Source organism: Methanoplanus endosymbiosus (assembly GCF_024662215.1).
Lineage (GTDB): Archaea > Halobacteriota > Methanomicrobia > Methanomicrobiales > Methanomicrobiaceae > Methanoplanus > Methanoplanus endosymbiosus.
Map to the genome: position 1 here is coordinate 1,159,114 of NZ_CP096115.1, position 20,932 is coordinate 1,180,045.

At 42.5% G+C, this 20,932-nt stretch carries 17 protein-coding genes; 9 read left to right on the forward strand and 8 right to left on the reverse strand.

The window, feature by feature from the left end:
* Nucleotides 1-51 precede the first annotated feature (51 nt).
* Both L6E24_RS04895 and L6E24_RS04900 read right to left on the reverse strand, forming a co-directional pair.
* A complete protein-coding gene (locus tag L6E24_RS04895; RefSeq protein WP_257743596.1) occupies nt 52-915 on the reverse strand; it encodes a CBS domain-containing protein in 864 nt (287 codons plus the stop codon).
* A gap of 149 nt (nt 916-1,064) precedes the next feature.
* Nucleotides 1,065-1,631: a CBS domain-containing protein gene (locus L6E24_RS04900; RefSeq protein ID WP_257743981.1), complete on the reverse strand. Its 567-nt coding sequence runs from the start codon at nt 1,629-1,631 to the stop codon at nt 1,065-1,067.
* A gap of 513 nt (nt 1,632-2,144) precedes the next feature.
* On the opposite strand from L6E24_RS04900, the gene dipA reads away from it, so the two are divergent.
* Genes dipA through L6E24_RS04915 form a run of 3 tightly spaced genes read left to right on the forward strand, consistent with a single transcriptional unit; the run spans nt 2,145 to nt 3,662 of the window.
* The gene (gene dipA / locus L6E24_RS04905) at nt 2,145-2,786 is read left to right on the forward strand and encodes a divisome-positioning GTPase DipA (RefSeq protein ID WP_257743597.1); all 642 of its coding nucleotides are present in this window, start codon (nt 2,145-2,147) and stop codon (nt 2,784-2,786) included.
* A gap of 5 nt (nt 2,787-2,791) precedes the next feature.
* On the forward strand, nt 2,792-3,172 hold the full coding sequence (gene dipB, locus L6E24_RS04910) for a divisome-positioning protein B (RefSeq protein ID WP_257743598.1): 381 nt from the start codon (nt 2,792-2,794) through the stop codon (nt 3,170-3,172).
* 52 nt (nt 3,173-3,224) lie between these two features.
* Nucleotides 3,225-3,662 carry a Zn-ribbon domain-containing protein gene (locus L6E24_RS04915; RefSeq protein ID WP_257743982.1) on the forward strand — a complete coding sequence of 146 codons (438 nt, stop codon included), beginning with the start codon at nt 3,225-3,227 and terminating at the stop codon, nt 3,660-3,662.
* A 138-nt stretch (nt 3,663-3,800) separates the two neighbouring features.
* Here L6E24_RS04915 and L6E24_RS04920 read toward each other — a convergent pair whose 3' ends face one another.
* The 3 genes from L6E24_RS04920 to L6E24_RS04930 are packed head-to-tail and all read right to left on the reverse strand — an operon-like array spanning nt 3,801 to nt 10,110.
* Nucleotides 3,801-8,195, reverse strand: coding sequence for a PKD domain-containing protein (locus L6E24_RS04920; RefSeq protein WP_308219145.1), 4,395 nt, complete (start codon nt 8,193-8,195; stop codon nt 3,801-3,803).
* Between the two features lie 41 nt (nt 8,196-8,236).
* On the reverse strand, nt 8,237-9,091 hold the full coding sequence (locus L6E24_RS04925; RefSeq protein ID WP_257743599.1) for a type IV pilin N-terminal domain-containing protein: 855 nt from the start codon (nt 9,089-9,091) through the stop codon (nt 8,237-8,239).
* A 50-nt stretch (nt 9,092-9,141) separates the two neighbouring features.
* A complete protein-coding gene (locus tag L6E24_RS04930; protein ID WP_257743600.1) occupies nt 9,142-10,110 on the reverse strand; it encodes a hypothetical protein in 969 nt (322 codons plus the stop codon).
* 228 nt (nt 10,111-10,338) lie between these two features.
* Here L6E24_RS04930 and lysS point away from each other — a divergent pair, with 228 nt between their 5' ends.
* From lysS to uppS, 3 genes are read left to right on the forward strand one after another with little or no spacing between them, the layout of a single operon-like run.
* The gene (gene lysS / locus L6E24_RS04935; protein ID WP_257743601.1) at nt 10,339-11,886 is read left to right on the forward strand and encodes a lysine--tRNA ligase; all 1,548 of its coding nucleotides are present in this window, start codon (nt 10,339-10,341) and stop codon (nt 11,884-11,886) included.
* Nucleotides 11,870-12,841, forward strand: coding sequence for a radical SAM protein (locus L6E24_RS04940; RefSeq protein WP_257743602.1), 972 nt, complete (start codon nt 11,870-11,872; stop codon nt 12,839-12,841). Before lysS ends, L6E24_RS04940 begins: the two co-directional genes overlap by 17 nt.
* Nucleotides 12,838-13,617, forward strand: a complete 780-nt coding sequence (gene uppS / locus L6E24_RS04945; protein WP_257743603.1) for a polyprenyl diphosphate synthase — start codon at nt 12,838-12,840, stop codon at nt 13,615-13,617. The genes L6E24_RS04940 and uppS overlap by 4 nt, the downstream gene beginning before the upstream one ends.
* Here the strand turns inward: uppS and L6E24_RS04950 are convergent.
* Nucleotides 13,605-14,126 carry an undecaprenyl diphosphate synthase family protein gene (locus L6E24_RS04950; protein WP_308219146.1) on the reverse strand — a complete coding sequence of 174 codons (522 nt, stop codon included), beginning with the start codon at nt 14,124-14,126 and terminating at the stop codon, nt 13,605-13,607. The two genes, uppS and L6E24_RS04950, sit on opposite strands and share 13 nt — an antisense overlap.
* Before the next feature lie 274 nt (nt 14,127-14,400).
* Between L6E24_RS04950 and dph5 the strand changes: the two genes are divergently transcribed.
* The 3 genes from dph5 to L6E24_RS04965 all read left to right on the forward strand — a co-directional run bounded on the left by dph5 (nt 14,401) and on the right by L6E24_RS04965 (nt 16,847).
* Nucleotides 14,401-15,153, forward strand: a complete 753-nt coding sequence (gene dph5, locus L6E24_RS04955) for a diphthine synthase (RefSeq protein WP_257743605.1) — start codon at nt 14,401-14,403, stop codon at nt 15,151-15,153.
* 3 nt (nt 15,154-15,156) lie between these two features.
* Complete coding sequence (locus L6E24_RS04960; protein WP_257743606.1) at nt 15,157-15,729, forward strand: DUF357 domain-containing protein; 573 nt, start codon at nt 15,157-15,159, stop codon at nt 15,727-15,729.
* A 62-nt stretch (nt 15,730-15,791) separates the two neighbouring features.
* Complete coding sequence (locus L6E24_RS04965; RefSeq protein WP_257743607.1) at nt 15,792-16,847, forward strand: lysylphosphatidylglycerol synthase transmembrane domain-containing protein; 1,056 nt, start codon at nt 15,792-15,794, stop codon at nt 16,845-16,847.
* 2 nt (nt 16,848-16,849) lie between these two features.
* On the opposite strand, the gene ppcA is transcribed toward L6E24_RS04965, so the two are convergent.
* Nucleotides 16,850-18,328, reverse strand: coding sequence for a phosphoenolpyruvate carboxylase (gene ppcA / locus L6E24_RS04970; protein ID WP_257743608.1), 1,479 nt, complete (start codon nt 18,326-18,328; stop codon nt 16,850-16,852).
* Nucleotides 18,329-18,550: 222 nt separating this feature from the next.
* The gene (locus L6E24_RS04975) at nt 18,551-20,728 is read right to left on the reverse strand and encodes a response regulator (RefSeq protein ID WP_257743609.1); all 2,178 of its coding nucleotides are present in this window, start codon (nt 20,726-20,728) and stop codon (nt 18,551-18,553) included.
* Nucleotides 20,729-20,932 lie beyond the last annotated feature (204 nt).

Consider the following 20,932-nt stretch of genomic DNA (forward strand, 5'->3'; position numbering starts at 1 on the left):
CAGATTTCCGCAGATTTCCGGTATAGATCTGCCCGGTCATTCAATATATCGTTATTCTTTTGTCAGGGCTTTGACAAGATCAAACTCTGTAATTACACCAACCAGATGAGAATCCTCAATTACCGGAAGTGCACCTACATTTCTGCTGATCATCTCCTTTGCAACCTCACATATTGGTTTATCGGGGGTTGTTGTGTAGAGTTCACCATTGATTAGATCCCTGACCGGCACTGACATAAGATCAGATATATTACCTGTCACCATTCCTTTAAACAGATCACCTTTTCCGATGTATTTCATAATATCCATCGCAGTAATGATTCCAAATAAAACATCATCACTGACTACAGGCAGACGTCTGAATCTGCGGGCAATCATCTCTTTTGCGACATCAGTCATAAGCGCATCAGGGCTTGTGACATAGGGGTTAGGAGTCATAATCTCAGAGACAGACGTATAATTGTCTTCACACGATAGTGTCCTTAATATATCCCTCTCAGTAACAATTCCGACAACTACACTGGTATCAGAGATAATGGGAAGGCCGCCGCATTTCTTAACCACAATGGTTCCGACAACCTCATTGACCTTCGCATTTTCCTTCAGGGTAATGAGGCGGGTCGTCATTATCTCCCGTACATTATCGTTTAATGCGGCTATAAGATTCCCTTTGTGCTTGCCGGAAACGAGATTAAACTTCTCTCCGCCTCCTATAAAGTTCAGGATGTCCCCTGCTGTCACAATACCTATGATCTTTCCAGTACCTGAATCAGCAACAGGCAGACGCCTGAAACCTTTTTTTGTCATTATCTCAACTGCACCTATGATGCTCATCGTCGGTGAGACCGTGATGACATCTTTCGTTGCAATATCCTTTAAAATTATATTGTTCTGATTTTTATGATTTTTTTGCATGAAACCATTCCCATATTCAGACGCAGTATTTAAAATATTATACAGCGATATTCTCAGGAAATTTCTTATCTTATCCTTAAATTATTATCTCCGGGCCTCTCCCGGCATATAAGGCGGGATATGGATATATCCGGAATTTTTCCGGATCTCTAATCCGTATCGTCGCTTATCCTGCAGACCGAACAGAGCATTCTGCCGTCAACGAAGACGAGATCATCTGACATAAGGTTGCAGTTGTCACAGACTCCCGATGTTGCAGAACCGTTTGAATCCTCATAGTTATGATTGACTTTTATGAGATCAGACATTATCTCGTTCATCTCATTGGAGACCGAAATAATATCCCTGACTGTTACGATGCCGACAACCTTGGATTTGTCCACTACAGGAAGCCTTCTTACTTTATTTTTCACCATCATGTGAGTTGCTTCACCGACGGTTTTGTCAATGTCAATGGTAATTAAAGGTGTACTCATAATTTCACTTACATAAACATCTCCGGGTTTGCGATCTTTAGCTACTACTTTACAGTTAATATCCTCCTCGGTAACAATGCCCTTAGGCACATTATTCTGCAGTACTATACAACTTCCCACTCCTTTCTTGCACATCTTTGCGGCCGCTTTTGGAACGGTAGCTTCAGCGCCGATTGTGGCCGGATTGTACCTCATGACCTCCTTTACAGGAACATCTATTTTGAAGTGATTTGCGTCCATTATATTTTCGCTCACATGACCACCTCCTCCTCAGCAGGAAATACCCGCAGAAGAGAGGTCTACAGATTATCCTATGGTTTCCAGCACTATAAAAGGATATTCACTGACATTTTACATAAAACAGCCAATTATAATTCAGGTCAGCCATCAAGTATATATTATCCGGATATTTTCCTCAGAAATTATATGACCAAAGGATTTTTTGGTAATATCAGAACTTTTCCGGCCATTCTTCTTTTTGCCATAACAGCCACAGTTATATGTCTTTGAGGTCATAATCTGAATATCAATCAATTTTACCGGAAATTCTGGGAGCAGCATACAATTTACTGAAAAAAACCTGAGAGGTTATTATTTTGTACCCACAGACCACAAATATCAGATATTTTAATTTTACAGCTTAAAAGAACTGATTTTGATAATTATGCAGGATAAATAAGAAATTTTACCCCTCCGGTGAAAAAGGATATTAATTTATACTGTACCAAAACCAACATTTCAGGAGAATACAACATGAGCTTCTTCATCAGGACAAAAAAGAAATTAAAGAAAATAATTTCCAGATTATTTAAGAAAAAACAGATGCGTATAGGCATTTACGGGCCTCCCAATGCAGGAAAGACAACACTCTCCAACCGTATTGTCAGAGACTGGACAGGGGATGCAGTAGGGCCTGTAAGTGAAATACCACACGAAACACGCCGTGCCAGAAGAAAAGAGGGAGTCACAATTGCGGATGAAAAGGGCAATGCAATAACAATTGATATTGTTGATACACCCGGAGTAACGACCAAGATTGACTACAAGGAATTCCTTGAATACGGCATTGAGTCTGAAGAGGCAGTCGTCAGGGCACGTGAGGCAACCGAGGGGGTTGCTGAGGCTATGCACTGGTTAAGGGAGGATATTGAGGGTGTTATATACATGCTCGACTCAACTCAGGACCCTTTCATGCAGGTCAATATCATGCTTATCGGTATTATTGAGAGCAGGGGGCTGCCAGTAATAATTGTCGCCAATAAAAATGATCTGCCGGATGCATCCTCCACAAGAATAAAAAGCGCTTTCCCGCAGCACCCTGTAATTTCAATCTCAGGGCTTGAAGGCAATAATGTGGAAGAGCTGTACGAGAAAATGATCGATTTCTTCGGGTGATTTGTATGATTCAGGGAGTCCAGATAGATTTAATTTCTTCAGAACGTCTTGAGAATCTCACATCACTTGAAAAAATAAGGATGATTCTTGAAAAGGTTATCGATGGAAATGTTATCGTTCTTGAAAAAGGGCTTACGCCCGACGAGCAGAGTTTACTGATAGAGACAACTATGCGTGAGATAAAGCCGGACGGTTTTGCAGGAATTGAAATGGAGACTTATTCCAGTGAATCGGGTACACATCAGAAGAGCGGAGGGCTTTTCAGTGGACTTTTCGGGAAAAAAGATCACACTTCAGGCAGAATGACAGTAATCGGTCCTGCAAACCAGATGAAGACTCTGAAGAAGGACAAAAACCTTATAAGCGCCTGGGTATCATCCAGATAACAGGAAGCATAATGATCAGAGGTCCGGTAAAATTAAGGTGGATATTGTAAAGATGCCTCATAAATGCACACAATGCGGAAGAGAATTTAAGGACGGCTCAACTGAAATCCTTAATGGGTGCCCAAGCTGCGGCGGCAAAAAATTCCTTTACATAAATCCTGAAAACCTTCACCGGGATGTTTTGGAAGAGAAGAGTATAGAAGAAATTGCTGCCGAGACAGGTCAGGAGATCATTGAGATCAAAGAGCCGGAAGAGAAGAGAAATACAGATAGTAAAGACAGCGTAGAGAATGAGAACAGGAAGAACAGAAAGAAGATTGAACTCTACGACCGTGTTGAGAGCATCCGTGTGTTAAATCCGGGAACATATGAGCTGAATCTTGAAAAACTCGCCTCAAGCGATGGTATGGTCATGAAGATGGGAACGGATGGCAAATATGTTGTCGATATAATGTCAATGTCCAAATCCAAAAAGAAGAAGAAGAAGTGACAGAACGATTAAATCACTATTAAAAATATCAATATCTCTCTTTTACGAAATTTTCATACATTCTCCGGGCAGTATGTATATCATTCTAAGAGAAACTGTCACCTTAAAACTATAAAAAAAATAAAAGAACGGAGTTATTTATTTATCCAGAGAATAACTGCTGATTCCACCATCGAAATAAGAATCACTGTTTTTGATCAGTCTGAGATTAAACACCCCTGAACCTTCAGACTGTGTAAGTCCGTTAAGAGTTACCTCTCTGCCATCATAGTCGAATATTATGGTTTCTCCATCGTATGACAACTGTGTCCATCCCACCTTATTTTTGGTTTCCAGAACAAGTGTGCTCTTTAGACCGCTGAATTTCGGGACATAGGGCTTTGGGAGACCCTCTTTCCCGATAGAATTGCCGTTTACATAGACATCCACATCAGTAATGTTAAAACCATCCTGCCAGAGGCTTGTTCCGGAGATGAAAACACTTCCGTCTCTTATGTCTTTTGAAAGCTCAAACCTGACAATATCCCCGGATTCAAGAATATAACCATCAACTATGGTCTTCCCGTTATCTGTGTTTTCAATACTTATTGTAGGTATGATATACTGATCGCCTGTATCTTCCACAGTGAACTCAAGGTAATAATCCTTCTTAAGGGTAGCATCCTTGCTGTTATCAGAAATAAAGACTACATCATGAATATCTGAGGAAGTCGGATTTACAGTTATCATATCAGCATATGTTTTTGTGGACTGCCCACCGGTTCCCGTTACAGTCAGTGTGACATCATAAGTTCCCGCACTGCTGTAGGTATGTGAAGGGTTCTCTTCCGTTGATGTCTCACCGTCACCAAAGTCCCAGAGCCATGAAGCTGGTGAATTTGTTGAACTGTCTGTGAAGGTTACTGTAAGTGGTGCATTGCCACTGGTTGTATCTGCCGTAAAGTCTGCAACAGGAGCAGGCGGTGGAGTGCAGGTATCATAGATCTCTCTGACCTGGTCATCTGTAAGGGCAATTGTATAGAGCATCACTTCGTCCATCACACCTTTGTATCTGAAAAGATACGGAGAGTACATCTGCTGCATACCTATCGTCAGGGCATCGTCATTGGTGTCAAATGAATCCGGCAGGGATGAGGTGACAGTTCCGGCAGATTCACCGTTGATATACAGTTTAGCCACCCCGGTGTCAGTATCAGCAACAAAGGCAACATGCTGCCACTGTCCGTATTCATAGCCAAAACCTGTTGTACTGTACTCTTTATATCCTCCGTATTCTGTCTCAAATGATAACTCTGTACCTCCGTTAAGATTTCTTATGAATAATTCATAATTGTCCTCATCCTGAGATCCCTTGCATATAAGCGAGGTGAAATTCAGGAACTTAGTGACATCCATATCATCAGGGATTACCGGTGGTTCAGGCATAAGCCATGCAGCATATGAGAGATAATCCGGTGCATCAAGGGTATCGTCATTGGGGACAAGCACATAGGTACTTGTTCCGTCAAAATACAGACCGTCACCGCAGGCACCGTCCACACGGGAATATGTACCCTTAATAGATCCGTCATTGTCATTGCCGGAGGAATCAGTGGCTGTGCCTCCTGAACCTTCATCAAACTTCCACCATCCGGCAGGTGACGGAAGTCCGGTCACTGTGATAAATGAAGTCTTAACTTCTGTATCATAGCCACCCGCATTTCCGGCTCTCAGGCTTACATTATACACTCCGTTTAAAGTATATTTGTGCTGCGGATTCTCTTCAATTGAGACAGTTCCGTCACCAAAGTCCCAGAACCATGTGTCAGGGGCATTTGTGGAGAGGTCAGTAAAGGTTACTGTCAGAGGAGCAGAACCGGTTGTTGTATCTGCCGAAAAGTCTGCAACAGGAGCAGGCACAGGTGTGCATTTACCATAGATCTCCTGCACCTGACCTGCTGTAAGAGCCGTTGTATAGAGCATCACTTCGTCAAGTTTCCCTTTGAAGTTAAAGGTCGCCCAGTCAGGATAACCACCAGAAATCTTCTGCATACCTATGTACACCGGCTCATCATTAGGAACTAATGAAGACGGCGTGTCAAAGGTACCCACACTGGCCCCGTCAATATATACTGTCCCGGTTCCGGCTCCTGTATCCACAACACATGCCAGATGCTGCCAGCGGTTGTATTCATACGGAACACCGGTAAGATGATCAAGACGCTCATTAACGGATTCAAATGTGAAACGACTTACAGTATCGGTTTTTTTCATGAAGAATTCATAATTGCCGTCTCCATTGTCTCCTTTGTCAAGAACAGAGATAGTATTCCTGTATTCATCCCAAATTCCTGATTTATTTATGGGCAGTTCAGGATATATCCATGCACACAGAGTCACCTTATCAGACGCATCAAGCGTTGCACTGTCAGGTACTGAGATATAGGTAGTCACACCATCAAAGTAGAGCGCATCTCCACAGGCTCCGGCCATGCGAGAGTACGTGCCCTGTATAGATCCGTCATTGTCATTGCCGGATGAATCAATGGCTGTACTTCCTGAGGCTTCATCAAATGTCCACCATGCAGCAGGTGCAGGCCCTGACTGACACGCATCATCCTGGCAGAGAGGGATATCGTAGGTTCTTGCAATTGCTGACGATGACCATTCAAGGTGCAGGACTGCCATGCCGTTATTCTCAAACATCTTTACTTTTACCGGATGGCAACCTGCCGCCAGATATGTTGTTGCAGACTTTTCCTCAGGAATATGGTAACCGCCGTTATCTATGAGAGGAGGATCGGCATCGTCAGTATTATCAATCCAGAGATATGAACCGTCATCAGATGTAAGATAGAATGTGTAATCACCCGCTTCTTCTATTATCAGGTACCCATCATATATCACACTGAACTGCTCAGTCTGACCTATAATTCCCTCAGGCCAGCCGGTTATATCAGTTCCATATCCACGCCATGAAACTCCGTTCGGATCAGCAAATCTGAGTCTTTCATCCGATCTTTCAACAGGTGTCCCTTCAAAGTTCCGGTTATCGAAATAATAACCTGTCAGTCCCGGCCTTGTGCATACCGGCACAGCACTCACGATAATATCTTCAGAGTGGGATTCTGATTCACCATATATATCTGTAACTGTCAGGTTTACGGTATAACTGCCCGGATCTGTGAATATATGAACAGGGTTCTGCACAGTTGATGTTGTCCCGTCACCAAAGTCCCAGGACCATCCGGTAACTGAGCCTGTCGAGGTATCTGTGAAGCTTACATTCAGCGGAGCCAAACCTAAGATAGGGTCTGCTGTAAATCCGGCATTTAACGGCCTGCAGCATTCATCCACACAGAATGAATCAACAAATATCCTGTCAAAGTCACTTGATTCCCACTCAAGCTGAAGCACTGCATGAACTTTTTTCTCATACATTTTAATCTTCAGGGGATGGAAACCAACTGTCAGGTGTCTGTTACCGGATTTTTCTTCAGGGGAATGATCATCCCAGTTGTCAACAACCGGAGTATCCCCGTCACCCGTATTGTCAATCCAGAGCCTTGAACCATCATCTGATGTAAGATAGAATGTATAATCTGCCTCTTTGTCGATCATCAGGTAACCTTCATAGATTACACTGAAATCATCATCCCTGCCAATTATAGGATTTGGCCAGTCTGCAATATCGCTTACATAACCATAACGGTCTATGGCTTCCTGATCTGCAAATCTTATCACCTGATCAGTTCTTAATACCGGATTTCCGGTGAAATCATTGCTCCTGTAATAATATCCGGTAAGTCCCGAAACTTCACACGACTGTGAAGGCAGAACCGTAATGTACCCGGATTTTGTCTTTGTCCCGTCACCATGAGCATTGGTGGCAGTAAGAGTTACTGTAAATGTCCCAAACGATGAGTAAATATGTGTTGGGTTCTGTTCTGATGATGTTGCACCGTCACCGAAATCCCACTGCCAGGACGATGGTTCATTTGATGATGAATCTGTAAAGTTAACAATCAGTGGTGCACCTCCGGAGAGCGGGGTTGCTGTAAAGTCTGCCACAGGAGGATTACCCGGTACATCAGTTGGTACCGGAGTTGGAATTTCTGTAACTACTTCAATCGGCTTACCTGCATCAGATCCCAAAAGATAAATGACACTGGGTTCTTCATAATTCTGATAACTGACAATCTGTATATCGTCCGGTTTTTCAGAAACATCCAGATAAATTTCTCCTCCGGTATCCCATTCACCCCAGTCTGAAGAACCATCATTATTTACAAACTGATCAGTAACATCCTCTCCTTCAACAATGATCTGTAATTTATCTTTCTCAAGGAAATCTCCGCCATCATTTCTCAGAACCAGTTTCAGCTGATCACCATCATAATAAGCACCAGTACTTATCACAACCGCAGGTGCCTGATCATCGCCGGAATCTGTAACCATCGTTATTCCAATAAATCCTGCAATAACAACAAAAACAGCTACAAGCAATACAAATCCAATAGTTTCTGAAGCCGCTGCTTCTTCCCGGTAATACATAACATCACTCCCACTTAACAGAAAATTTTGTCAGAAAATTTTTATTTATTGTTCCTTGAAACCAAAAACATACCATTGGTCATGTAAGTCGTCCCTTCCGTCTCATTATAGCCAATAATAGAAAGGGATACATTTGCGGGCAGATCACTAGTTGACAATAGTACCTGTAATCCGCTAATCACAGCCTGATAATCCACATTGTCTGTGGTATCCATGGTCTGAGCAATTGCATCCTTTGCACCACCATCACCGGTATGGTCATAATCATAATACACAATATCAACACGATCCGCAACAAATACTGACTTATCGATTGTAACATTAAGAACAGGCTCATTCATTCGGACCTCAAATTCAACTGCAAGTTCGTCTTCATCATTTGTTATTTCAATTGGAGACTCAGTAATATTTATATCATCACCACCCGTTGAGGTTCCAATATCACCAATTACTGATACATTCGCAACCGTCTGATTGGAATATAATACAGGCGATGACGACAGCAGAGTCTCAGTATCACCGCCGATATAGACAATCTTTGTACCAATGGGCATTCCCGGACCTACATATTTTATGCCATCACCCGGAGACCACGTCCCGCCGGAGGGTGCTGAAAAATCACCCGGCACATATCCATTACCGTCATTAAGATCAACCAAAACCCTGTATTCTCCAGACTTAAGGGAGTCACCCCCGTTATTATAAAGGTAAAATTCACCGGTTCCGGATTTACCTGCCAAAATATCAACTACAGGTACCACTTCAGATGGTGCCGATGAAAAAAGCATTACTGATATTACTGCAATCCCTATTACCGAGAGAGATACAAGTAGTATCGCCCCGATTACTTCACTTACGCCCTCATCAGAGACCGGTTCCGGACATTTTTTTATCATCACAGCACCTCACACAATAATTAATATATTGTATATCATAAATCAGCAGATCACTCCAGAGAAGAAGCAACATTCTGGAGTGTAACCGAGAAATTCGCATTATAGATACTCAACTGAACATCGTCTCCCGTACTGCCGGGCGGACCTAATATATCAATCTTTACAGAGCGGGAACCCGGAAAGGTAATATCATACCAGTCCGGATTATAAACTCCCTCCCGCCAGAGAGCACTTTGAAACACTTTCTTCCAGACTACAGCCTCAAGACTGTCCTTAACAGTCAGCTCAATCTGAACACTCTGAGCACTCACAGTACCGGGAGGATACTGGCCCTCATTTTTATACCTTGTATCGGCCATAACCGGTCCTGAACCCCCGACACTCTGGCTGATAGTAGGGCACTTTACTGATACAGGAATTATATATACACCCAGTTTAGTTCCACCATCCAGCCCATAAAATGAAACAGTAGGATCAACCCTTGCAGTCACACCATCTGTCTGTTTCAGGAAAACGCCACCCATCTGATAATAGTATTCCTGATCGAGCCAGTAATTATTCTGAGAATTATAACTCATTTTTCCGATATCCTTGTCAAATACAGGATTTGCAGCATCATTATTTTTAGTAATTAATATATGACCGTCACTCTGGTTAACAGTCATATAACCTGCTGAGGGTACCGGGAAAAAAAGAGGCGCAATACCACTCCCCCCAGTCTTAAATCCGCCTCCTGTGCCCATTACAAAAGATGTACCAAGGTTTATGCCATAGGGACTGAAATTTACATTAGCTCCGGAGTTCTCAACTCCAAGAGAATTTATCCACAATGAATCAAGAGATATCTTATAATCGACAAAACGGTCTTTTATCCCGTTCATATGGTCTATTTCATCCATCTCTCCCTGGACCGGCACTTCATAAACAACATACATAGACATAGCTATAGTTAAAAGACCAAGTATCAGAATAAAACCTACAACCTCAGAGAGTGCCTCTTCCCGGACAAAAAATTTCATGATCCCGTTATCTCCGTAATATTATCTTATTTTATAATAAACCATCCCTAAATGCAAGAATTATGGATCATAACCCAATTCAGACCATAAAGAATCCCATTATATTAATCAGATCTTACAACTATCATACATATAATATCAATACCCAATAATGATACAGCACCGATCTTCAGACGTAATGATCAAACCTACATATTGTTAATCTTAAACTGATAATATATAAGCGACATGCAGAAACAAGGTGACAATTCAACAGATAAAATACAGATACACTGGGCAGATGTGATTGCATCAAAGGTTGATGCAACCGTCCCGCACAGAATTGCAACGGGCATCACCCCGTCCGGGCCTATACACATAGGAAATATGCGCGAGGTGCTCACCGGAGATATAGTATATAAGGCAATGACTGACAGGGGAATTGATGCCGAACTTATATACAATGCAGACGATTTTGACCCTCTAAGGAAGGTCTATCCTTTCCTCCCGGAAAGTTATACAGAATATATCGGAATGCCAATATGTGACATACCATGCCCCTGCGGAAAGCATGAGAGTTACGCAGACCATTTCCTCGAACCATTCCTGAAATCACTTGAGGAACTTGATGTAAAGCCAAAAGTTCTGAAATCAAGTGAATTATACAGAACAGGAAAATATACAGAACAGGTAAAGACTGTCCTTGGAAAGAGCACTGAAATTAAGGAAATTCTTGAGCGCGTATCCGGCAGGACGCTTCCGGACTCATGGGTGCCATTCTACCCAATATGCAAAGGGTGCAGAAAAATAAGCAATGCAGAGATCCTTGAGCATATTCCGGAGAAGAACCTTGTCAAATATAAATGTGAATGCGGACACGTTGACTACTGCGACTACTCCAAAGGCGAGGGAAAACTTGTATGGCGTGTTGACTGGCCGATGAGATGGTCAGCACTCGGAGTAACCGTTGAACCGTTCGGAAAGGATCACTCCGCAGCCGGAGGTTCATATGACACCGGAAAAGAGATTGTAGAGAAGATCTTTGGCGGCAGTGCACCTTTCCCAATCCAGTATGAATGGATCAGCCTTAAGGGTAAGGGCGCAATGGCATCATCAACAGGCGTTGCAATATCAATAGAGTCAATGCTTGAGATAGTGCCGCCCGATGTGCTAAGGTACCTGATAGTCAGAACAAAACCTGAAAAGGCAATCAGCTTTGATCCGGGAATGGGACTTCTGACACTTATAGATGAATATGCAAGATTATCCGATAAGGGAGAAGGACGCGAATATGAACTATCCGCAATATCAGATGTGGCAACCGACATACCGTTCAAGCACCTTGTAACAGTCGTGCAGATTGCACAGGATAACGATGCAATATTTGATATACTGAAGAGAAGCGGATATGATGTCAAAAACCGGGATGCTGTCCTTAGAAGAGCAGAGAGGGCAAAGATCTGGGTTGGAAAATACGCACCTGACATGGTAAAATTCACAGTAAGAAAAGAGCTTCCTGAAGAAGTACTCTCATTCAGTGCGGCAGACATTGATGCACTGACCCTGCTTATTGAAAAATACGCAGCACTGAAGGAATGGAAAGCCGAATTCCTCCATAATGCAATATACGATCTCGGCAATGAAACAGGTGCAAACCCGAAAGATATCTTCACATGCATTTACATGGCAATTCTCGGACAGAAGAGAGGCCCGCGTGCAGGATGGTTTATTGAGGCACTCGGACAGGATTTCGTTATGAAAAGGCTTCTTGAGACGGTGAATGCAGGTGCTCAGTAAGGCCTGCCGGCAATGCCGTGAAGGTGCAAAGATGGTGCTCTTTGTAACCGGAATGTGCAGTAAGAAATGCTGGTACTGCCCGATATCAGATGAGAGAAGAGGCAAAGACCGTGCCTATGCAAATGACAGGGTAATAATCCGGCCGGAAGATATGATCGAAGAGGCACGGATTATGTCAGCGCTCGGCACAGGGGTTACAGGAGGAGAGGCACTATTAGAGATGGACAGAGTCATGTCATTCTGCCGCCTCCTAAAACGTGAATTTGGTGAAGAACACCACATACACCTCTATACCGGAACTGCGCCCGATGAAGAGTGCTTAAAAAACCTTAAGGGACTTGTTGACGAGATAAGGATGCACCCGCCGCATGAAGTGTGGAAGGAGATTCTGAGTACTGACTATATCAAATCAGCAAAGAAAGCAAAAGAGATGGGTTTTGAGGTAACCATTGAGGTACCGTCACTTCCGGGACTAAAATATCTCATACCCGCTCTGCCTTATCTTGACTATATGAACATCAATGAGCTGGAATGGTCTGAGACCAATGCTGAAGAGATGAGAATACGTGGGTACAGCCTTGAGGATAACTACCACAATGCAGTACCAGGAGCAAAGGCATGGGCAGAGGAGATTTTAAAAGATCCTAAGGTTCACTGGTGCTCATCAACCTTCAAAGACTCAGTCCAGCTAAGAGAGCGCCTCAAAAGAATAGCAAATAATACAGCAAGACCCTTTGAGGAGATAACAGATGACGGAACAGTCGTGTACGGAGTATGGTATCCGGAATGTGACATACCGGAAGATCTCGAAGAAGACCAGTATGAAAAGTATGATGACAGGATAGAGACCTCATGGTGGATCTTAGCTGATTTTCCGGATGACTTCCCCGGCAGAAAAGAGATCATCGAGAGATACCCGAACAACGGAATGGTTGTAGAGGTTACACCTTTATGAAGAGAGCAAAAGCATATTTTGAATCGCTCTATGAGAAATACCTGCTGAGGCAGTGCAGGCATGTCCCAAAACATATAGCCATAATACAGGATGGCAACCGGAGATTTGCCAGAGAGTCCGGCATTGAGGTTGCACTGGGGCACAGGCTTGGTGCTGAGAAGACCGAAGCTGTCATGGACTGGGCACACGACATCGGTGTTACAGATATGACACTGTACTGTTTTTCAACGGAAAATTTCAGAAGAACCAAAGATGAACTTGGGGAACTATTTACCCTGTTTACCGAAAAAGCGATTGGCATTGTCTCTGACGAGAGAGTGCATAAGAATAAGATAAAATTCCAGATGGTCGGTGACAGAACCCTTCTTCCAGAGGATTTCCTCAGGAAGATTGAGAGAGTTGAGGAACTTACAAAGGACTATGACCATTTTACAATAAACCTTGCCATTGCATACGGCGGAAGAAATGAGATTGTCCTTGCAGCAAAGTCAATCCTTCAGGAAGCTCATAATGGAGAACTATCACCGGAAGAGATCGACATCAAAACAATCGAGGCTCACCTCTACAGGGAACAGAATATCCCGCCCGTAGATCTGATTATAAGAACAGGCAATGATAAAAGAACCTCTAATTTCCTGCCGTGGCTTGCAAACGGCAACGAATCAGCAGTATATTTCTGTGCGCCATACTGGCCGATGTTTCGAAAGATAGATCTCTTAAGGGGAATTCGGATGTATGACCAGAGAATTAAAAACGATTCTACCTACCTGCCATAACGCCTTTTACGGGTCTGATAATCCCTTAAGGCACGAAGGAATTCTGTTTTTCTAAACTGCTTCCAGTTTACATCTGAGAAGAAAAGTTCCGAGTACACAGACTGCCATATAAGAAAGTCAGTCAGGTAACTTCCACCGGTTTTAATGACAAGATCCGGCTCGTAATTGAAAGTCAGATATGACTCAATCATCTTTTCATCGACATCATCCGGATTTATTCCATCCTCTGCCATCTTCCTGACACACCTTACAATCTCATCGCGTCCGCTCATTCCTATAACAATATATACTTCCACTCCGTTTCCGGATACTTCGGTTTTATCACCGTAAGTGAGAGTAAGTTTTGCAAAAGAAGATATTTCACGAAGAAACGGGAGATAATTATCAGGATCATCCAGATTATCCGTATTTATATGGAAAATAACATTTTTGATGCCGCATTTAATGCACCATCCGGCAACTTCCTGAATTTTCTCCGGGGCATCCGTCAAATCACGGCCGGTAAGCATAAAACAAAGTGAATCTGGAAGGTACTTTAGTTCCCTCTCCAGTCTCCATTCGTAATACCTGTGCACCAGCATATTTCAAGATGCCCCAAAGACATTCCAGTCGTTCGGATGTATGTCTGCAATTGAAAAACCCGAAAAAACCCAAAGGGTATTTCGTAAAGCTGTCATGCAGATATTCTGCATAACAAACAGTCTTCCAACTACAAACTAACTTAATCTTTTTTCCTTCATAACATAAATATATACTAATTTAATCCGGAGAAATGATAACAACATGCTGATTTTTATAGGGCTTGGACTCTTTGATGAGCGAGATATATCAATAAAAGGGCTTGAAACAGTGAAAAGCGCAGACAGAGTATTCCTCGAGGCATATACTTCACGCTTAATGGGGGCAGGCACCGCAAAGCTTGAAGAATACTATGGAAAGGAAATAACTGTCCTGTACAGAGAGAATGTGGAAAACAATCCGGAAGAGATTCTTCTGGCTGCTGAGAGTGGAACTGCGGCATTCCTGACCGCAGGCGACCCTATGGTATCAACAACACATTCTGATCTTAGAATCCGTGCTGAGGAGAGGGGCATCAAAACCGGAATTATACACGGGGCATCAATACAGAGCGCTGTCTGCGGACTTTCCGGCCTTCAGAATTACAGGTTCGGCAAGTCATGTTCGGTGCCGTATCCGGAGAAGGGATGGTTTCCTCTGACACCGGCAGAGACTATAATGTCCAATATGAAACAGGGGCTTCACACCCTTGTCTATCTGGATATTAAGCCTGACAGGTTTATGACTGTCAATGAGGGTATAGAGATCATAACTGAGATGTGTAAGAGGAGGGAGGAAGAGCCGCCGGAACTCTTTGTCGGCATTGCAAGGGCGGGATCAGAGAATCCTGCTGTAAGAGCAGGAAAGGGGAGTGATCTTATAAGTTACGACTTCGGCGGACCGCTTCAGATTCTGATAGTGCCGGCAGAACTGCATATGATGGAAGAAGAATACCTGAAAGTATTTGCCGGTCTGTAAGAGATGAATGCTGAGAGTCTTGGAAATTTCCTTGAAGAGAAACTTATCAGCAGCCATGTGTTCGCCGTAAAGGGTTCATATGCTGAAAAAACTGCCCTGGAATGCAAAAATATGGCAGATTCATACCTGCATGACGGGAGAGGATTTTATAATTCCGGCGATGATGTCAATGCAGCTGCATCATTTACATATGCTATGGGCTGGCTTGATGCAGGAAGGTTTATCGGTATTATTGATGCTGATGGCAAATATTTCAATGAGTCAGGAGATGAGATCATTATAAGACCGGGGCTTGACGAACACCTCAATGAGAAGACAGGCCGTTATAAGAGGATGCTTACATCTGCCCTTGAATCTGTCAGACCCGGCCCGGACACTGAAAGCACAATGTACAATGCCTCAGAAAAAATAATCAGAAACGCAGAAGAACACCTTATTTCCGGGGATGAATTTCAGAACCGGAAGATGACTGTCAATGCGCTTGCTGAATTCAGTTACGGATATGGCTGGCTGGACTGCGGTGTCCGGGCAGGGATTATAATAATTTTAAAAAACAGAGGGCTTTTTACGGTATAAAAACCTGAAATGGTTTATATTTTGCAGACTTATGTTTTTTAGAGAATTAAGGATTTATTAATATGGATAAAAGTCAGGTAAAATGGCTGGCCATTTCAGTAGCCTTCAGTATCATTGTACTGGTCATTGTCCTTTATTTTACAATAGATGAAAATACAATTACCTATCTTAAGGAGCTTCAGCCACAGTTCCTTGTAGCAGCAATACTGCTTCATGTACTGTCTATGGGATTCTGGGCAGCAAGAATAAAGCTGATGTCACGTTCTCTAGGATACAAAGTTCCATTTATGCACTGCCTCAATATGGTATTTGCAAATCTGTTAATTGCTGCTGTAACTCCTTCACAGGCAGGCGGAGAGCCGGTGAGGATACATGAGCTGTACAGGGCGGATGTTCCGCTTGGCGATGCAACGGCGATAGTTATACTGGAGAGGGTTTTAGATGGCATTCTGCTGGGCTTAATAGGCGGAATTGCCGTTCTTATGCTCTGGCTTGGCAGTGAGGAGCTTGGCCTTGGCCTTGGAATTACACTGCCACTTGCATTCATGTGGATTATGATTATGGGATTTGTAATTCTATTTGCATATTCTGTCAAAAACCCGAATTTTCTCAAAAATCTTGTCAAGAAGATATCAGGATTTCTGACAAAGAGATGGCATGCCGAGAAGGCTGAAAAACTGATGAATAATATAGATTCTGAGGTTGACAACTTTCACGGAGCGCTCAAAAATTATATTGGCCATTCCAAGATCGGACTTTTATGGGGCGGAATTTTCACCATCTTATACTGGTTCAATGAATTCTTTATTGCATCACTTATACTGATGGGACTTGGACAGGCACCTCATATCATTGAATCCTTTGTTGCACAGATAATAATTGCAATCATTATGATGATACCGCTCACACCCGGAAGTTCAGGTATTGCAGAGCTTTCTGCGACATCACTGTACAGTCTGTTCATTCCGTCATCCATTGTCGGAATATTTGTGGTACTGTGGCGTATAATTCTATATTATATGAATATCTTTATGGGAGTATTTGCAACGGTTATAATCGTAAAAAGAGAAGTGTTAAGAAAAGCAATCAAGAAAAGAATATCAAAAAACAGGGATTAAAATTATCCCAGAAATTTCCTCTTTTCAGCGGCTCTCAGAATACCGGTCTCAAGGTCATCCGTCCTGTTATCTGCCAGATTACCTATAATTCCGGATGTTATAGCCATATGCTCATCATCAGTATCAAATTCACCTAAAATATCCTTTGCAAATTCAAGATCTTCAGCCGGAAGGTATGGAGAGTCGGGATTGACAAACATCAGGGCATCCCTTAGATCTATCTCAAAATTGAGATATACTTCATTCAGGTACTCACAATCCTCCTCTGATAATGTGGATATACCCAGTATTTCGGGAGGAACGCCAAGGGAGTAACAGGCAGCTGTGAAAGTGATAGCTCTTGGCAGATTCAGCCCTTCGTGATCTCTTGAATAACCAAAGAGGCCGATATGCAGCTTTCTGAGCCTTCTTTTAGGGACATAGCCTGCTACTTTGTTGATCACAGGTGCAAGTCCGGTCAGGCGGTTATGGTAAGCTGACGAACATTTTTCAAACAACTCCAGGGACCTTTCAGTGTCAACAGTCTGAGAAATCCCGGTTTCTCTTCCTTCAAGTTTTTTAATTCCTTCACAGACAATATCCACAGGAAAATCATATTTAAAGGCAGACTGTATTGTAAATGTATGAACGCCCGGATATTCCCTCACAAAACTGTCCACATTATCCGGCCTGAGATTACCCCTGAAAGGTGCGGATCCCACACCAAGTATTGGATATATTGGGACACCGGAATTATCTGAGAGTTCTTTCATCTTCATCAGGGCAATTTTATTGAGAATTACCGCACCTATATTTCCGTAATTTATGGCAGGGTCAGAGCGTGCGAAGAATACGCGCTGATATTCGAGATTCTTGTCTTCTATATATCTCCCGACAATTTCTCCGGAATTCAGCATCCCGTCCCTGTCTTCAAAGAGGGGAATTACATTTATCTTTTCAGGTTTAAATTCCCCAATCCAGTCGGATATTGTAATATCACGCCCACCAAGTCTCCCGTGCTGCTTTCCTATCACATAATCACAGTAATACTGATAGATGTTATCCACCGAGACATATGATGTTGTCATCGGAAGTATAACCTCAAATATCGGAGCTGTTTCATTTCCATAAAAAAGTTTTGCCAGGTCAAAAGAGCGTGGAATACTTTCGAGGGTTTCAAGGAGAATTTTTGCCTCGGCCTTCTCTACTTCCGGGTTTGGAAGTCTTAAAGTCAGAAAGAGATCCTTTCCAATCTGTTTCTCTGAGAAGTAGGATTTATATCGCGAGAGAAGTTTTTTTATGACAAAATTATCAACTTCTTTCCCTTCGCAGTCCCACATCTGTTCACCACATTTGAGATGAGAATAAGCATAATATGCCTCAAGAACTTCTTCTTCGCCACCCAGAAGAGAATTCCGCGAAAAAAACGGCATATTTACATTGTCCGGATGCTGTGTGCTCATCGTCTTTGGCACTCTGAAGTTACAATGATCTTTAATCATCTTTAAAATTCACAGTAAATATATGTGGTCAACCACCTAGAAATATGCGGTTGACAGGAGCAGGAAATATATCAGCCAGTAAAAATTAATATTCATTCAGGTGCGGCAACTGTCATCCGGAGATTCAGAAAAAAGGACATTTATCTCTTCCCGGACGGAGAAATAGCTACGTAAACAGGGTGGATAAAAAAAATGAGAAGACAATTCATAAGTAAATGTAATTCACTCCATCCTGTAACCGCCCTTTGGCACAGTAATCTCAAAGCGTGCTCCACTGCCTTCTGTACCTGTTTCTGAAATCGAAATTCCGGTAATATCAAGAATTTCTTTCACCAGAAAGAGTCCTAAACCGGTGTTTGAACCGACGCCATGCTCAAAAATCCTGTTCTTCATATTGACAGCAACCCCTTTGCCGTTGTCTTCAACCACAACAACACCAAAACCATCTTTCTCATGGAATGAAACCTTAATTTCGGTCACATTCTCACCATGCCAGAAAGCATTCTCAAAGAGATTGTAAAATACCTTTTCAAGCATGGGGTCTGCATAAATTTCAAGGGTTCCAGTATCAGATTTCACTTTTATCAGGGTACTGCAGATCTGCTGCATGACTGACTGAACCACAGATTCGATATTCTGCCATGCCGGAACATGAACACCAAGATCCTGATAGTCACTGGTAAACCTGATCTTCTTTTCAATCACCGCAGTTGCTTTTATCATCGGCTCAAGATATTCCCTGACTTTTTCTTCATCAATCTCACCTTTCAGCAGTTCCTGGTATGCCCTTATGCCGGAGAGCTGGTTGATGATATCGTGCCGTGTGACTGAGGATAGAAGGTTAAGTTTCTTATTCAGTGCCTTCAGTGCCTCTTCTGTCTGTTTCCGGTAGGTGACATCCACATGTGTCCCGACTGCCCTGTGAGGAATTCCCTCGTCATCTACTTCATATGACTTTCCCCTGCCCGATATCCACATCCAGCTTCCGTCCTTTTTCCGGAGACGAAAATCCTCCCGGTATGGCCTTGCTTCCTGTACATAACCATAAATTCTTGGCACAACCTCCCCACGATCCTCCGGGTGCATCAGATCAACCCATGTTGAGAGCGACATCGGCAATTCTTCCGGTTCATACCCAAGCATTGTATAATAACGCGGGCTGAAGTAAATCTCATCTGTATCAAGGTTCCAGTCCCATAACCCGTGTTCACTGGCATCCACAGCCAGTTCAAAGCGATTACGGATTTTTTGCAGTTCTTCTTCTGCATTCTTTCTGGCAGTAATGTCAACCATAGTTGTAAGAAGGCAGGGGATTTTCCCAAAGATAATGTAATCAACAGAGAAGAAACCATACATAATTTCGCCATTCTTTTTGCGTACCGGAATTTCGATATCTGTGACCCTGCCCTCCTCTTCAAGTATCTGGAATGCATTCAGCCTGTCCTCAGGATAAACAAAGAGATTCAGATCATTTGCAGTTTTACCCAGAACCTCATTCCGCGGATACCCGATCTTCCGGACGAAGGAATCATTGACATCTATATATCTGCCATCCTCTTTTGTCGAGACTGCCATAATGGATGCACTTGAATTAAAAACCGCTGAAAATTTATCCTCAGATAATCTGAGCTGTGATATATCCTTACTGATACCAAATATTGCAGGTTGCCCATCCCATTCACCCCATGAGACCTTTGTCTCAACCAGGATTTTATGCCCGTTCTTTGTCACAAGCGGAACCTGGTGGGAATCATATTTTCCGGCCAGTATATCATTCATGATGCAATCTGCTTTGTCTCTCTCTTCTTCCGGATGGAGCATAAGCACACTTTGCCCAAAGATCTCTTCTTTATTGTAGCCAAGACAATTTATGACCGCATCATTGACATTCAGGATAAAACCACGTTCGTCAAGCACAAATAAGAGAAGATCAATATTATTGAATAATGCCTCAATATTTTTCCTGGACTCTAATATTTTATTTTTATCCAGATTCTCCTCTGCACGCCTCTTTTCAACTAATTTAATAATATAATTCCGAAGTTCACCAAACCGGACCTTCGGTACGCCAGATTTTCGGAGATAATAGTCAGCACCGGCATTCAGGGCCTCCATTGCAACTTCTTCACTGCCTTTTCCGGTAAAGATGATAAAAGGAATATTGTTTCCACTGCCGCGAATATTTTTCAGGAATTCAATACCATCCATACCGTACAAAAAGTAATCAGAGACAATTATATCATATCTCCGGTTATGAAGCTTATCAAGCCCCTCTTCCGCAGATGACACAGTATCCACTTTAAAACCTAAGTCAGATTCCGAATATAATTCTGATAATTCAGAAGATGTTTCCTCACCATCAACATATAACAGATTAATCTGATTGATATTCTCCTCCATTACGAATAAACCCCAACTGTACAGTATAATTAAGACACTATTACAAATAAAATACAATGGATTATTAGTAAGTTAAATAGTACAATAATCCATAAAAAAACATTCTGATGGCTCAAAGTCCAATGTAATTGTTGGATAGTATAATTTAAACAAAATAACTATTCAAAACAGCTTACACTGACATAATAACTTTTCAGAAGAGAC